The organism is Streptomyces sp. NPDC102451, from assembly GCF_044765485.1.
Lineage (GTDB): Bacteria > Actinomycetota > Actinomycetes > Streptomycetales > Streptomycetaceae > Streptomyces.
Window position 1 is genome coordinate 62,369 of the sequence record NZ_JBIWKD010000019.1, and the last position, 14,087, is coordinate 76,455.

General features: G+C 71.3%; 13 protein-coding genes. 8 read left to right on the forward strand and 5 right to left on the reverse strand.

All coding sequences use genetic code 11. The features are described 5' to 3' along the window. Window positions 1-4 precede the first annotated feature (4 nt). Window positions 5-727 (reverse strand): ZIP family metal transporter, encoded by a 723-nt coding sequence (locus ACIRD8_RS31240; protein WP_403998956.1) that lies wholly within the window; start codon window positions 725-727, stop codon window positions 5-7. Between the two features lie 86 nt (window positions 728-813). Between ACIRD8_RS31240 and cobC the strand changes: the two genes are divergently transcribed. Further along, window positions 814-2,325: an Rv2231c family pyridoxal phosphate-dependent protein CobC gene (gene cobC / locus ACIRD8_RS31245; RefSeq protein ID WP_403998959.1), complete on the forward strand. Its 1,512-nt coding sequence runs from the start codon at window positions 814-816 to the stop codon at window positions 2,323-2,325. Between the two features lie 64 nt (window positions 2,326-2,389). Here cobC and ACIRD8_RS31250 read toward each other — a convergent pair whose 3' ends face one another. Both ACIRD8_RS31250 and ACIRD8_RS31255 read right to left on the reverse strand, forming a co-directional pair. Continuing rightward, window positions 2,390-3,487 carry an SCO1860 family LAETG-anchored protein gene (locus ACIRD8_RS31250; RefSeq protein WP_403998962.1) on the reverse strand — a complete coding sequence of 366 codons (1,098 nt, stop codon included), beginning with the start codon at window positions 3,485-3,487 and terminating at the stop codon, window positions 2,390-2,392. Window positions 3,488-3,809: 322 nt separating this feature from the next. Continuing rightward, entirely contained in the window at window positions 3,810-4,910 is a 1,101-nt protein-coding gene (locus ACIRD8_RS31255) for an amidohydrolase family protein (protein WP_403998965.1), read from the reverse strand. 103 nt (window positions 4,911-5,013) lie between these two features. Here ACIRD8_RS31255 and ACIRD8_RS31260 point away from each other — a divergent pair, with 103 nt between their 5' ends. The 5 genes from ACIRD8_RS31260 (at window position 5,014) to thpD (ending at window position 9,702) form a co-directional block, all read left to right on the forward strand. Continuing rightward, the gene (locus ACIRD8_RS31260) at window positions 5,014-6,120 is read left to right on the forward strand and encodes a pyridoxal-phosphate-dependent aminotransferase family protein (protein WP_403998968.1); all 1,107 of its coding nucleotides are present in this window, start codon (window positions 5,014-5,016) and stop codon (window positions 6,118-6,120) included. Between the two features lie 336 nt (window positions 6,121-6,456). Then, a complete protein-coding gene (gene ectA, locus ACIRD8_RS31265; RefSeq protein WP_403998971.1) occupies window positions 6,457-6,981 on the forward strand; it encodes a diaminobutyrate acetyltransferase in 525 nt (174 codons plus the stop codon). A 97-nt stretch (window positions 6,982-7,078) separates the two neighbouring features. After that, complete coding sequence (ectB, locus tag ACIRD8_RS31270) at window positions 7,079-8,341, forward strand: diaminobutyrate--2-oxoglutarate transaminase (protein ID WP_403998974.1); 1,263 nt, start codon at window positions 7,079-7,081, stop codon at window positions 8,339-8,341. Between the two features lie 65 nt (window positions 8,342-8,406). Further along, window positions 8,407-8,805 carry an ectoine synthase gene (locus ACIRD8_RS31275; RefSeq protein WP_099176037.1) on the forward strand — a complete coding sequence of 133 codons (399 nt, stop codon included), beginning with the start codon at window positions 8,407-8,409 and terminating at the stop codon, window positions 8,803-8,805. A 3-nt stretch (window positions 8,806-8,808) separates the two neighbouring features. Continuing rightward, on the forward strand, window positions 8,809-9,702 hold the full coding sequence (gene thpD, locus ACIRD8_RS31280; protein WP_403998976.1) for an ectoine hydroxylase: 894 nt from the start codon (window positions 8,809-8,811) through the stop codon (window positions 9,700-9,702). Between the two features lie 56 nt (window positions 9,703-9,758). On the opposite strand, the gene ACIRD8_RS31285 is transcribed toward thpD, so the two are convergent. Continuing rightward, the gene (locus tag ACIRD8_RS31285) at window positions 9,759-10,808 is read right to left on the reverse strand and encodes a zinc-binding dehydrogenase (RefSeq protein ID WP_403998979.1); all 1,050 of its coding nucleotides are present in this window, start codon (window positions 10,806-10,808) and stop codon (window positions 9,759-9,761) included. Between the two features lie 72 nt (window positions 10,809-10,880). Between ACIRD8_RS31285 and ACIRD8_RS31290 the strand changes: the two genes are divergently transcribed. Next, complete coding sequence (locus ACIRD8_RS31290; RefSeq protein ID WP_403998982.1) at window positions 10,881-11,453, forward strand: TetR/AcrR family transcriptional regulator; 573 nt, start codon at window positions 10,881-10,883, stop codon at window positions 11,451-11,453. Window positions 11,454-11,513: 60 nt separating this feature from the next. Continuing rightward, window positions 11,514-12,521: a VOC family protein gene (locus ACIRD8_RS31295; protein ID WP_403998985.1), complete on the forward strand. Its 1,008-nt coding sequence runs from the start codon at window positions 11,514-11,516 to the stop codon at window positions 12,519-12,521. A 3-nt stretch (window positions 12,522-12,524) separates the two neighbouring features. On the opposite strand, the gene ACIRD8_RS31300 is transcribed toward ACIRD8_RS31295, so the two are convergent. Beyond that, complete coding sequence (locus ACIRD8_RS31300) at window positions 12,525-14,084, reverse strand: arabinogalactan endo-beta-1,4-galactanase (protein WP_403998988.1); 1,560 nt, start codon at window positions 14,082-14,084, stop codon at window positions 12,525-12,527. Window positions 14,085-14,087 lie beyond the last annotated feature (3 nt).

Genomic DNA, 14,087 nt, shown 5'->3' on the forward strand with positions numbered 1-14,087 from the left:
CAGGTCACTCCGCGATGCCGACCACCAGCCAGATGAAGCCCACCCCCGCGACCGTGCACAGCAGGGTGGAGCGGGCCGGGTGGTCGTGGTGCGCCTCGGGCAGGATCTCGGCCGCGGCGAGATAGAGGAGCGCCCCGCCGAAGAATCCGAGATAGCAGCCGAGCAGTTCCTCCGGAAGGGTGAACAGCAGCGTGGTGGCCGCGCCGACGATCGGGGCCAGGGCATCCGCGTACAGCATCAGCAGCGCCTTGCGGCGGGCGTTCCCGTAGAGGCTGGTGATCGTGTACGTGTTGAACCCGTCGGCGAAGTCGTGGGTGATGACGGCGAGCGCGACGGCGGCTCCCATCCCGCCGCCGATCTGGAAGGCCGCGCCGAGGGCGATGCCGTCCATCAGGCTGTGGCCCACCATCGCGGCCGCCGCCGTCAGCCCGACCTGCGGCACCCGTTCCTCGCCCGCCCCGTGTGCCGCCTGGCGAACGGCCAGCGAGCGCTCGACGAGATGGGCGATCAGGAAGCCGCCCACGAAGAGCAGCAGGGCGGCCGGTACGCCGAAGACGAGGCCGCCCGCGGCCTCCACCGCCTCGGGCAGCAGGTCGAGACCGACGACGCCCAGCATCAGTCCGCCCGCGAAGCCGAGCACGAGGTGCCGGCGGTCGCTGACGCGCTGCGCGACCCAGCCGCCCGCCAGGGTCATCAGGAACGCGCCGAGCGCGACGAATACCGCCATGGGCCCTTGCTAGCGGATCGAACCCGCCTCGCGCACCCTCAGAGCTCTCCCGCCTCAGCCCGTGTCCCCCGGAAGGACCCTCCCCCATGAACCGAACCGCGCTCGTCGTCGGTGTCGGGGCCCGTCGCGGGGTCCGGGCAGAGGAGGTGCTCGGGCTGATCCGGCGGACGCTCGACGAGGCTGGGCTGACGGCCGGTGACGTGGCCGTGCTGGCCACCCTGGAGGCCAGGGCGGACGAGCCGGGGATCGCCGGGGCCGCAGAGAGTCTGGGGGTGCCGGTGCGGTCGTACACGGCCGAGGCGCTGGCGGCGGTCCCCGTACCCAGCCCGTCGGCGGCGCCGCGTAGGGCGGTGGCCACCGGGTCGGTCGCGGAGGCGGCGGCGCTCATGGACGGCGGTGAACTGCTCGTCCCCAAGCGGAAGTCGGCGTCGGCGACCTGTGCGGTGGCCCGCCGGAACGTACCGGACCCTCCCTCGGCATCGACGAATGGCCCCGAGCCGTTCAACATTGCTGCCATGCTGCCCCCCACGAAGCACATAGAGAGCGCCGGGCCCGATCTGCGGCACCACGGCGACGCGGAAGTACGCGGCCTGGATCTGACCGACCTCGCCGTCAACGTACGGACCGGCACACCCCCGGACTGGCTGCGGCAGCGGATAGCCGCGTCGCTGGGGTCGCTGGCCTCCTATCCGGACGGGCGGCCGGCGCGGACGGCGGTCGCCGGACGGCACGGGCTGCCCGAGGAAAGGGTTCTGCTCACGGCGGGCGCCGCCGAGGCGTTCGTGCTGATCGCCCGGGCCCTGCCCGCCCGCCGGCCGGTGGTCGTCCATCCGCAGTTCACGGAACCGGAGGCGGCCCTGCGCGCGGCGGGGCACGAGGTCGGGCGGGTGCTGCTGCGCCCGGAGGACGGCTTCCGGCTGGATCCGGCGGCGGTGCCCGAGGACGCGGATCTGGTGGTGATCGGCAACCCGACCAACCCGACGTCCGTGCTGCATCCCGCGGGGGTGCTGGAGCGGCTGGCGCGGCCCGGGCGGACGTTGGTGGTCGACGAGGCCTTCATGGACGCCGTGCCGGGCGAGCGTGAGGCGCTGTGCGGGCGTACGGACGTGCCCGGTCTCGTGGTGCTGCGGAGCCTGACGAAGACATGGGGGCTGGCGGGGCTGCGGATCGGCTACGTACTGGCCGAACCGGCTACGGTCGCCCTGCTGCAGGAGGCGCAGCCGCTGTGGCCGGTGTCCTCCCCCGCGCTGGCGGCGGCCGAGGCGTGCATGGAGCCGCGTGCGCTGGTCGAGGCGGCGGACGCGGCGGACCGGATCGCGGTGGACCGGGCCCATCTGCTGGCCGGGCTGGCGGAGTTCAGCGAGGTGGAGGTGGTGGAGCCGGCCGCCGGGCCGTTCGTGCTGCTGCGGCTGGAGCGGGCGGACGAGGTGCGGCATCTGCTGCGCTCGCGCGGGTTCGCGGCGCGGCGCGGGGACACGTTCCCCGGGCTGGGCAGCGAGTGGCTGCGGCTGGCCGTGCGCGACCGTGTGACGACCAACAGGTTCCTGCAGGCGTTCGACCTCGCCCTGCAGGGGCTGCCCCGGAGAGCCGTCGGCTGACGGCCCTCCGGGCGTGGGGAGAGCGGTGCTCCACCGTGCGGGCACCGCTCCCCCTGAGAGGTGGTCAGCCCCGGGCGCGCCTGCGGGCGATGACCGTGGCGCCGGCCCCGACCGCCAGCAGGACGGCGGCTCCACCCGCGAGGTACGGGGTCGAGGAGCTGGATCCGGTCTCGGCGAGGTCGCCGGAGCCGGAGGCCTGGACCGGGTCGGTGCCGGTCTGCGGCTTCACGTCGACGGGCTCCGCCTTGTCTCCGGTGTCACCGGAGCCGGTGTCGGTGTCGGTGTCCTTGCCGGTGTCGCCGGAGCCGGTGTCACCGGAGCCCGTGTCACCTGAGCCGCTGTCGCCGCCCGTCGACCCGCCGTTGCCGGAGGCGCCGTCGTCGTCCGAACCCCCGTCGTCCGAACCGCCGTTCCCGGAACCGCCGTGGCCGGAGCCGCCGCCCTTGGGCGTCTCGCACGTCGCCTCGGCCAGCGTGACCTCGCCCTCCACCTCGGCGACGTTGAGCTTCAGCGGGTTCACGGACACCCGCAGCTGCAGCGCCGTCGCGGCCGCCGTCCGCGTGGTCGTGTCCGTCTTCGACAGGTCGAGCGTCACGTCACCGACGCCCGGCACCTCGACCTTCGTCGTGCCGCCCGACGTGAGCCGGATCTTCTTGCCGAGCACCGTCACGTGCCCCAGCACGTTCGACTCGGCGACCGGCTTGTGGCCCACCTCGCACACGGCCTTCGAGGTGACCTTCTCGACCTCGATCAGCGAGAGGCGCGGCAGACCCGGCACGTGCACCCGCGCCTCGGCGAGGTTGCTGTAGCCCTCCGCCTTGTGGGCGTCCACCGTGGCGTTCGCGGTCGCCACATCCGCCTTGAGCACATGGACGGGACGGCCCTTCTCGACGCCGTCGAGCTCCACGGTGAGCGCGGTCTTCTCGGCGCTCGCCGGGGCGTGGACCTCGTTGAGCGTGGCCTTGAGCGGCACCTGGACGGACTTGTTCAGGAGCGAGACGTCGAGCCCGGCGCGGAGCACGACCGCGCTCGCCTTTCCGTGGCCGCCGGACGGAGTGGCCGGGGTCGTCGCGGTGGCTGCGTGCGCGGGGACGGCGACGAGCAGTGCGACGGGAGCGGCGGCGATCGCCAGGGCAGCCGAACGGAAGGTGTTGCTGTTCAAGATGGTGGAACCCCCACAAGAGACATGGAGCCACCGGAGCCGTCCAATGGGGGACATCGCGGGCACCGGTGGCCTCGACTCCGTGAATCTTTACGCACAGAGGGTGAACTGACAGACGCCTTGCGCCAGTTCACTCCAAAGAGGGGTTTCCGTGTGCACATTCGAATCCACCGGCACAGGAGTTCCTCGGAACCACCCGTTTCACTGCTCCGGAGGCATGCTCACCGGAGGCTCCCGGCGGCGCACCGAGGTGATTCAACGAGACGCGGCGCCCGGGGTCACCGCCGGTCAACACGGCGCCCCTGAGGGGGTCGACCGGCGATCAGCCCATCACCCGCCCGTTGAGCACCACCGTGCGCGGGGACGCCAGCACCCGTACGTCTCCCCTGGGGTCCTCGTCGTACAGCACCAGGTCCGCCGGGGCCCCTTCGTCGAGCACCGGACGGCCGAGCCACCGCCGGGCACCCCAGGCCGTCGCGGAGAGCGCGTCGAGGGGCGGGATGCCGGCCTTCACCAGTTCGGCCACCTCATCCGCGATCAGGCCGTGGGCCAGCGACCCGCCCGCGTCCGTGCCGGTGAAGACCGGGATCCCCGCGTCGTAGGCCGCGCGCACGGTCTCGTACCGGGCTTCGTGCAGCCGCCGCATATGGGCGGACCAGCGTGGATACCGGGCCTCGCCCGCTGCCGCCAGGCCGGGGAAGGTGGCGATGTTGACCAGGGTCGGGACGATCGCCACGCCGCGCTCCGCGAAGAGCGGGATGGTGTCCTCGGTCAGTCCCGTCGCGTGCTCGATGCAGTCGATCCCGGCCTCCACGAGGTCCCGCAGCGCGTCCTCGGCGAAGCAGTGGGCGGTGACCCGGGCGCCGAGCCGGTGCGCCTCGGCGATCGCGGCCTCGACCTCGCCGCGCGGCCAGCAGGCGGTCAGGTCACCGGCGTCCCGGTCGATCCAGTCGCCGACCAGCTTGACCCAGCCGTCGCCGCGCCGGGCCTCCTGGGCGACGTAGGCGACGAGGTCACCGGGCTCGATCTCGTGGGCGAAGTTGCGGATGTAACGGCGTGTCCTGGCGATGTGACGCCCCGCCCTGATGATCTTCGGCAGGTCCTCGCGCTCGTCGGTCCACCGGGTGTCGGAGGGTGATCCCGCGTCCCGGATGAGCAGCGTGCCGGCCTCACGGTCGGTGAGGGCCTGCTTCTCGCTGGTGGCCGCGTCGACGGGCCCCTGGTGGTCGAGCCCCACATGGCAGTGCGCGTCGACCAGGCCGGGCAGCACCCAGCCGGTGAGCGTCACGGCGTCGTCCGCGCCCGGCGGCCGCTCATAGGTGATCCGCCCGCCGACCGCCCAGAGTCCGTCCCTCACCTCGTCGGGCCCGACGAGCACCCGCCCCTTGATCCGCAGCACCGGCGCCACCTCGTGATCGCTCATGGACAGCACTGTACGAGGAGGCCGCGGAGGTCAGGGAGGGTGCTGGGTACCCTCGACGCGCAGGCGCTGACAGCGCACCGGCCGACCCGAAGAGAGCAGCACCGTGACACACCCGTTCCTCGACCTCGCCCCGCTCACCGCCGCGCGTTTCGCTGCGATCGAGCGGCGGGTGGCCGGCCTCCTCGCCACCGAGCAGGACGTCGTCATCATGCAGGGGGAGGCGCTGCTGCCCCTCGAAGGCTGCATCCGGGGCGGCGCCCGGCCCGGTTCGACCGCGCTGAACGTCGTCACCGGGCCGTACGGCCAGACCTTCGGCGACTGGCTGCGCGACTGCGGCGCCGAGGTCGTGGACCTGGCGGTGCCGTTCCACACCGCGGTCACCGCCGAGCAGGTCGGTCGGGCGCTCGCCGAGCACCCGGAGATCGACTTCGTGTCGCTCGTGCACGCCGAGGCGGCGACCGGCAACACCAACCCGGTCGGTGAGATCGGCGAGGTGGTCCGGGAGCACGGCGCGCTGTTCATGGTGGACGCCGTCGCGTCGGTGGGGGCGGAGCCGCTGCTGGTGGACGAATGGGGCGTGGACCTGTGCGTCATCGGCGCGCAGAAGGCCATGGGCGGCCCGGCCGGGGTGTCCGCCGTGTCCGTGAGCGCGCGTGCGTGGGAGCGGATGGCCGCCAACCCGCGGGCCCCGCGCCGGTCGTACCTCTCGCTGCTGGACTGGAAGGCCCGCTGGATCGACGGGGGCCGCAGGGCGCTCCCGCACGCGCCCGCCCAGCTGGAGATGCTGGCGCTCGACGCGTGCCTGGACCGGATCGAGGCGGACGGCCCGGCTACGGTCATGGCACGGCACGCGTCGGCCGCCGCGGCGACCCGGGCGGGCGCCTCGGCGCTCGGCGGCGGGCTGGAGCCGTACGTCCACGACGCCCGTGACGCGGCGCCGGTCGCCACGACCCTGCGCGTACCGGCGGATCTCGACGCGGCGGAGCTGGTCGGCCGGGCGATGGCCGCCGACCCCTCGCTGCCGTTGATCGCGGGTGGCGGGGCGCTGTCCAAGGAGATGGTCCGGGTCAATCACTACGGTGTGCACGCGACGCGGGACGCGGTGCTGTCGTCGCTGGCCGCCCTGGGCGACGCGCTGGAGGGCGCGGGCCGGACGACCGACATCGATGCTGCCCGCGCAGCCGTGACGGAAACCTGGCCGAACAGCTGAATTAATTGCGGACCGCAACGGCCGCTTTATTCGACGCGAAAAGGGGAGCTGCTTTATCGGGAGCAGCTCCCCGCATTCTTCTTCCCCCGTTCTTAGAGGCTAAACGCCACAGTTTTCACCCGATCGGCCCAGTCGATCCGGAGGGATGTCAGGAGAGTTACAACGATGTGACCGACCCCACACCGAGTCCGCTATGGGCGATAAATTCCGGACACGACAGGCGAAATCGCCCCCCGATCGGGCCGGGCCCGCGCCTGCGTGATAACACAACGGGCTCGCCGACCCAACCCCCTGCGGCGATGCAATTTTGATTTTTGCTGGGTAAATTCAATTCGCATGACCGCCGCACCAGCAGATTTTGCAAGTGCCCGAAGCGAATTCCTCAGAATCGACACCCCGCGAGTGGAGGACGGAGCCGCGATCTGGCGCATTGCCCGCGACTCCGAGGTCCTGGATCTCAACTCCTCGTACAGCTACCTGCTGTGGTGCCGTGACTTCGCGGCGACCTCCGTGGTCGCCCGCGACGAGAACGGCGACCCGATCGCCTTCGTGACCGGATACATCCGCCCCGACCGCCCCGAGACGCTCGTCGTCTGGCAGGTGGCCGTCGACCAGGCCCACCGTGGCAAGGGACTGGCGGCCACACTGCTGGACGCACTGACCGCCCGGGTCGCCTCCGACCAGGGCCTGGCATCGGTCGAGACGACCATCACCCCGGACAACGCCGCCTCCGACCGGCTGTTCACGTCCTTCGCACAGCGGCACGACGCGCCGCTGGAGCACGAGGTGCTCTTCGAGGGGGCGCTGTTCCCCGAGGGAACGCACCTGCCGGAGGTGCTCTACCGCATCGGTCCGTTCTAGGGCCTCCCAGCGCCCCTCCGCGCCCCGCCCGGGCGCGGCTTCCCCGGGCACGCCTGACCCGCCGCCCGTCACACCCCCCTCGAGCAGGAGATCAGCTGTGACCATCACCCCGCCCGCCCTGAGCGTCTTCGAGGCCCTGGAGTCGGAAGTACGCAGCTACTGCCGCAGTTGGCCCGCCGTGTTCGACCGCGCGCAGGGCGCCCGCCTGACCGACGAGGACGGACACTCGTACCTCGACTTCTTCGCCGGTGCCGGATCCCTCAACTACGGCCACAACAACCCGGTGCTGAAACGCGCGCTCATCGACTACATCGAGCGCGACGGCATCACCCACGGCCTGGACATGGCCACGACGGCCAAGCGGGCGTTTCTCGAAACCTTCGAGAACGTGATCCTGCGCCCCCGTGACCTGCCGTACAAGGTGATGTTCCCCGGCCCGACGGGCACCAACGCCGTCGAGTCGGCGCTGAAGCTCGCCCGCAAGGTCAAGGGCCGCGAGTCCGTCGTCTCGTTCACCAACGCCTTCCACGGCATGTCGCTCGGCTCGCTCGCCGTGACCGGCAACGCCTTCAAGCGCGCCGGCGCCGGCATCCCGCTGGTGCACGGCACCCCGATGCCGTTCGACAACTACTTCGACGGCAAGGTCCCCGACTTCCTCTGGTTCGAGCGGCTCCTGGAGGACCAGGGTTCCGGGCTGAACAAGCCCGCCGCGGTGATCGTGGAGACCGTGCAGGGTGAGGGCGGCATCAACGTCGCCCGCGCCGAGTGGCTGCGCGCCCTCCAAGACCTGTGCCACCGCCAGGACATGCTCCTGATCGTCGACGACATCCAGATGGGCTGCGGCCGGACCGGCGGCTTCTTCTCCTTCGAGGAGGCCGGCATCGTCCCGGACATCGTCACGCTGTCGAAGTCCATCAGCGGCTACGGCCTGCCGATGTCGCTCTGCCTCTTCAAGGGCGAGCTGGACATCTGGGAGCCCGGCGAGCACAACGGCACCTTCCGCGGCAACAACCCCGCGTTCGTCACCGCCGCCGCCACGCTCGACGCCTACTGGGCCGACGGGCAGATGGAGAAGCAGACGCTGGCCCGTGGCGAGCAGGTGGAGCAGACGCTGCTGGCGATCTGCGGCGAGGAGGAGACCGCGCAGTTCCGCGGCCGCGGACTGGTCTGGGGCCTGGAGTTCGACGACCCCGCGCGTGCCTCCGCCGTCTGCGCGCGCGCCTTCGAGCTGGGCCTGCTGCTGGAGACCTCCGGCCCGCAGTCCGAGGTCGTGAAGCTGCTCCCGCCGCTGACCGTCACCCCCGAAGAGCTGGACGAGGGCCTGCGCACGCTGGCCCGGTCCGTCCGCGAGACCGCCTGAGCGGGGGTACGCCCCCGCGCAGGCGCACCACAGAGCAGGACAGAACAGAAAGGCACCATCCCACCGTGATCGTCCGATCTTTCAGTGACATCGAGAACACCGACCGGCACATCAAGTCCGCTTCAGGTACCTGGGAGAGCAAGCGCATCGTGCTCGCCAAGGAGAAGGTGGGCTTCTCTCTCCACGAGACCGTGCTGTACGCGGGCACGGAGACGTCGATGTGGTACGCGAACCACATCGAGGCCGTTCTGTGCACCGAGGGCGAGGCCGAGCTCACCAACGACGAGACCGGCGAGAAGCACTGGATCTCCCCCGGCACGATGTACCTGCTGAACGGGCACGAGCACCACACGCTGAGGCCGAAGACCGACTTCCGGTGTGTGTGCGTCTTCAATCCCCCCGTCACCGGACGGGAGGACCATGACGAGAACGGTGTCTACCCGCTGCTGACAGAGGAGGGCTGAACCATGACCACCGATGTACGCGCCGACCTGTACCCCTCGCGCGGCGCCGCCGAGATGACCACTCCCCGCCAGGACCCGGTCATCTGGTCCGCGCCGGGCGCGCCGGGGCCGATCGCCGCGAAGGACCTGCAGTCCTTCGAGCACGATGGCTTCCTCGCCATCGACCAGCTCATCACACCGGACGAAGTCCTGGGCTACCGTGCCGAGCTGGACCGGCTGATCTCCGACCCGGCCGTCCGTGCCGACGAACGCTCGATCGTCGAGCCGAAGTCGCAGAGCGTGCGGTCCGTCTTCGAGGTCCACAAGATCAGTGACGTCTTCGCGAAGCTGGTCCGCGACGAGCGTGTGGTGGGCCGGGCCCGCCAGATCCTCGGCTCCGACGTGTACGTCCACCAGTCACGGATCAACGTCAAGCCGGGGTTCGGGGCGTCGGGCTTCTACTGGCACTCGGACTTCGAGACCTGGCACGCCGAGGACGGTCTGGCGAACATGCGGACCGTGTCCGTCTCGATCGCGCTGACGGAGAACTTCGACACCAACGGCGGGCTGATGATCATGCCCGGCTCGCACAAGTCGTTCCTGGGCTGTGCGGGCGAGACGCCGAAGGACAACTACAAGAAGTCGCTCCAGATGCAGGACGCGGGCATCCCGTCCGACGAGGCGCTGACGAAGATGGCCGACCGCCACGGCATCAAGCTCTTCACGGGCGCGGCCGGTTCGGCGACCTGGTTCGACTGCAACGCGATGCACGGATCGGGTGACAACATCACCCCGTACGCGCGCAGCAACGTGTTCATCGTGTTCAACAGCGTGGAGAACCCGGCGCAGGAGCCCTTCTCGGCTCCGATCCGCCGGCCCGAGTTCATCGGGGCGCGCGACTTCACGCCGGTGCAGTAGGGCCGGGCTGCGGTCAGGAGGGGCGGGACGCGTCGAGCGTCCCGCCCCTCCCTCTGTCAGGGGCGCATGACGATCTTCCCCACGTGCCCCCTGAGGGCGAGCTCCTCCTGCGCCTCGGCGGCCTGGTCCAGCGGGAACGTCGCGGCGATGACGGGCCGGATCCGGCCCTGCCGGGCCAGGTCCATGAGGAGGGCGAAGTGCGCGGGCGTGTGCATCGCGGAGCCGATCACCTGCGCGTTGTGCAGGTAGAGACGGCGTACGTCGAACGTCACGTCGTACCCGCCGAGCGCGCCGGCGACGACCCACCGGCCGCCCTCGCGCAGCAGCGGCAGCCCTTCCCCCACCAGGTCCCCGGCGACGACGTCGAGTGCGACGTCGATGCCTTCCGGGGCGGCGGCGCGGATCTGCTCGACGACGTCCCGTGCCCGGTCGACGACGTCGTGTGCGCCCGCCTCGCGCACCACGTCGATCTTGGATCCGCTGCTGATGGCGAGCACCCTCGCGCCGCGCGCACGGGCGATCTGGATCAGCGCGATGCCGACACCGCCGGACGCTCCTGAGACCAGGACGGTCTCGCCCTCCCGCAGCCGGCCCCGCTCGATCATGCCCAGGGCCGTGCCGTAGGCGGTCGGCAACGTCGCGAGCTGGTCGTCCGTGAGCGGGGATTCCGTCACGTCGTGCACCCGCTCCGCCGGTGCGGTCACGTACTCGGCGTAACCGCCGTCGCGTTCGCTCCCCATCAGGCCCACCGGGTTCGCGTCCGGTCCTTCCGAGTCGTAGATCGCCGGGTCGACGACCACCCGGCGGCCGACGAGGCTCTCGTCCGCGCCGGAACCGACGGCCACGACCCGGCCGGCCACGTCGGCGCCCTGGATGCGCGGGAAGCCGATCGGACCGCGCCAGCCCGACAGCGCCTTCGGGTCTCCCGGACGGCCGTACGCACCCTCCCGGGTCCACAGGTCGGTGTTGTTCAGGGCTACGGCGGCGACCCTGACCAGCACCTCTCCCGCCCGCAGCTCGGGCACGGCGACCTCTGCCGGCTGGAGGACCTCGGGCCCTCCGTGCTCCGCGATCCGTACTGCTCGCATGGTTCCGGGCACGTCCATCGCTCGACCTCCTGCTAGGTATACTGATCTGTGAACACACTCCACGGTACACCGATCGGTGAAGGAACGCTGATGCAGGACACACGCCCCCTGACTCCGGCCGGCCGGCGCATCGTCGCGGCCGCCGAGGAGCTGTTCTACGACCGCGGCATCACGGCGGTCGGCGTGGATCTGATCGCCGAGCACTCGGGGGTGACCAAGCGGACCCTGTACAACCAGTTCGGCTCCAAGGACCGGCTCGTGGCCGCCTACCTCGCGGAACGTGACCAGCGCTGGCGGTCGCTCGTCCGCGCCGCCGTGGACGCCTGCGACGATCCCGTCGAGGCCGTCACCGCCCCCTTCGAGGCGCTGCGGGTCTGGAGCGGGACCAACGCCCGCGGATGCGCCTTCATCAACGCCCTGGCCGAGCTCCCGGACGCCTCCCATCCCGCGTACGTCATCGCCGCGGACCAGAAGCGTTGGCTCGTGAACCTGTTCGAGGACCTCGCCGGCGCTGCGGGCTGCCCGGCCCCCGGCGCGCTGGCCACCCAGCTCCTCGTGCTGCACGAGGGCGCCCTCGCCACGCAGCCCCTCCCGCTCGACACCCTTCCGGGCAGCATCGAGCTGGCGCGTTCCCTGGTGCGGGCGGCCCTGACGCGCCCGTAGGGGCTGCCGGACCGTACAACTCGCTGGACCCGGCACGGATCAGCGGAGACAGTGGCGCCCATGACTTCGCTCGTACAGCACATCACCATCGACTGCGCCGACGCCTACGAACTGGCCCTCTTCTGGGCCGAGGTGCTCGGCTCGCCGGTCTCCGACGACGACGCGCCCTGCGATCCCGAGGCCCTCGTGGAGGCGCCGGGCGCCGCGCTGCTCTTCGTCACCGTGCCGGAACCCAAGAGCGGCAAGAACCGGATCCATCTGGACGTCCGCCCCGAGCGCCGTACCCGCGATGAGGAGGTCGAGCGGCTGCTCGCCCTGGGCGCGACGCTGGTCGCCGACCACCGCAAGCCGAACGGCCGGGGCTGGGCGACGCTGGCCGATCCGGAGGGCAACGAGTTCTGCGTGGAGTGCGGGGCCGCCGAACGCGCGGCGCTCACCGGCACACGGCTTCCGGTCACCGCCGACGACGTGACGCTGGCGGTACGGCTCGCCGTCGACGCCCTCGCGGCGTCCCCGGTGGACAACTGGCGTGTCCCCGCAGGGTCGTTGACGTGGGACTGCTGGGAGACCGTGGAGCACCTGAGCGACGACCTCTTCGCGTACGCCGTCCAGCTCGGCCCCCGCAAGCCGTCGCTGGAGACCGAGGTCCCCTACCGCTGGGCCCCGGAGCGCGAGGGCGGCCCCTGGAACTCGATCTTCGCGAACCCGGAGGCGGGGACCGCGGGCCTGCTCCAGACGCTGGAGGCGAGCGGCGCGCTGCTGACCGCGATGGTCCGGACGGCCTCTCCCGACCTCCGGTCCTACCACTCGTACGGTGTGTCCGACCCCGAGGGCTTCGCCGCGATGGGCATCGTCGAGACCCTGGTCCACGCCCATGACGTCGCCGCCGGGCTGTCGCTCTCCTGGACCCCGCCCCGGGACCTCTGCGACCGGGTGCTGGCCCGGCTGTTCCCCGAGGCCCCGGACGACGAGGACCGGTGGACCGTCCTGCTGTGGTCCACCGGCCGCGCGGATCTGCCGGGCCGCGACCGTGTCACCTCGTGGAAGTGGCACGGTGCGCCGCTGTAGTGGCTACCGGTGGGAGAACCATCCGGCCGCCGGCAGCAGCTTGCCGTCGTAGTCGAACACCGCCTGGTTCTCCCACGCGTTGCCCGACGCCGGGTCGGCCGGGTCCCAGCCGCTGCCGGTGACGGCGGTCCAGGCCGGTTCCCAGTAGACGGCGCCCAGGCCCCGGCCGTTCGGTACGGCCTCGACGACGTTCATGACGTCGCGGAGGTTCGCCGCCTGGCCGGCCGGGGTCGCCGGGTAGCCGGTGACCAGCTGGCTTGCGGTGGCCACGTTGTTCTCCAGGCCGTCGTCGTTCGCGAGCGTATGGGCGTACGCCGTCTCCGCGACCATGACCGGCTTGCCGTAGCGCGACGCGGCGTCGTCCAGGTTGGTCTGGAGTTCGGCCAGTGAGCCGTGCCAGTAGGCGTAGTACGAGAGGGCGATGACGTCGAAGGGCACCTTCTGCGCCACCGCGTTGTCGAACCACCAGCGGGTGCCCGCGTTGTCGCCGCCCTCGGCCAGGTGCAGAGCCACCTGGGTCGTGGAGGAGACCGCCTTCGCCGCGTTCGCCCCGGAGGTGAGAAGACCGGCGAGCTGCGACCAGTTGCTCGTCGCCCCCTCCGGCCAGAGCATTCCACCGTTGATCTCGTTGCCGATCTGCACCATGTCGGCGGTGGTGCCCTGGGCCTTGAGCGCGTTCAGCACGTCGTACGTGTGGTTGTAGACGTCCGTACGGAGCTGGCTGTAGCCGTGTCCGGCCCAGGCGGCGGGCTTGTTCTGCTTGCCCGGGTCGGCCCAGGCGTCGGAGTAGTGGAAGTCGACGAGCGTCTTCATCCCGAGGGCCTTGGCGCGCTTGGCCATGGCGAGGACATGGGCCTTGTCGTTGTAGCCGTCGGCCGGGTTCACCCAGACCTTGAGGCGTACGTAGTTCATCCCGGAGCTCTTGAGGATGCTCATGGCGTCCCCGGCCCGGCCGCTCGCGTCGCTGTACGTCGCGCCGTGCGCCTCGTTCTTCGGGAGGGTGGAGAGGTCACCGCCCCTGACGCTCAGCCCGGTGGACCCGGGGGTGAAGGTGATGTCGTCGAAGTTGGCCCACTCCCCCGCGTGGGCATCGGAGTTGAGGCTGATCGTGCAGGCTCCGCCGGTCACCTTGACGGACGTGACGAGCCGGACCCAGTCGCCGTTCGCGGTCGGCGGCAGGTCGGTGCGCTGCTCGGCGGAGCCGCAGTTGCGCAACGCGATGGAGGCGGAGTTCTGGCCGCCGCCGGAGCGCACCCAGGCGCTGAGGGTGTACGTGCCGTCGGTGAGGCCGCTGAGGTACTGGTAGGTCTCGACCTTGTACGCCGAGGCCGACCAGTGGCTGAGCCGGGTGCTGCCGCCGTGGCCGCCCGCCTCGGTGAAGGAGGCCGCGTTCTGGCCCCCGGCCGAGTGGGTCGACCAGCCGGTGGCACCCGATTCGAAGCCTGTGTTGACGGGGGCGGTGGCCGCGTGGGCGGCCTGGGCGGGGAGCGCGGCGAACACGAGGCCGGACAGTGCGGCCACCGCCCCGGCCGCTCTCGCGCGGGTGTGCGTCGTTCCGTACATCGT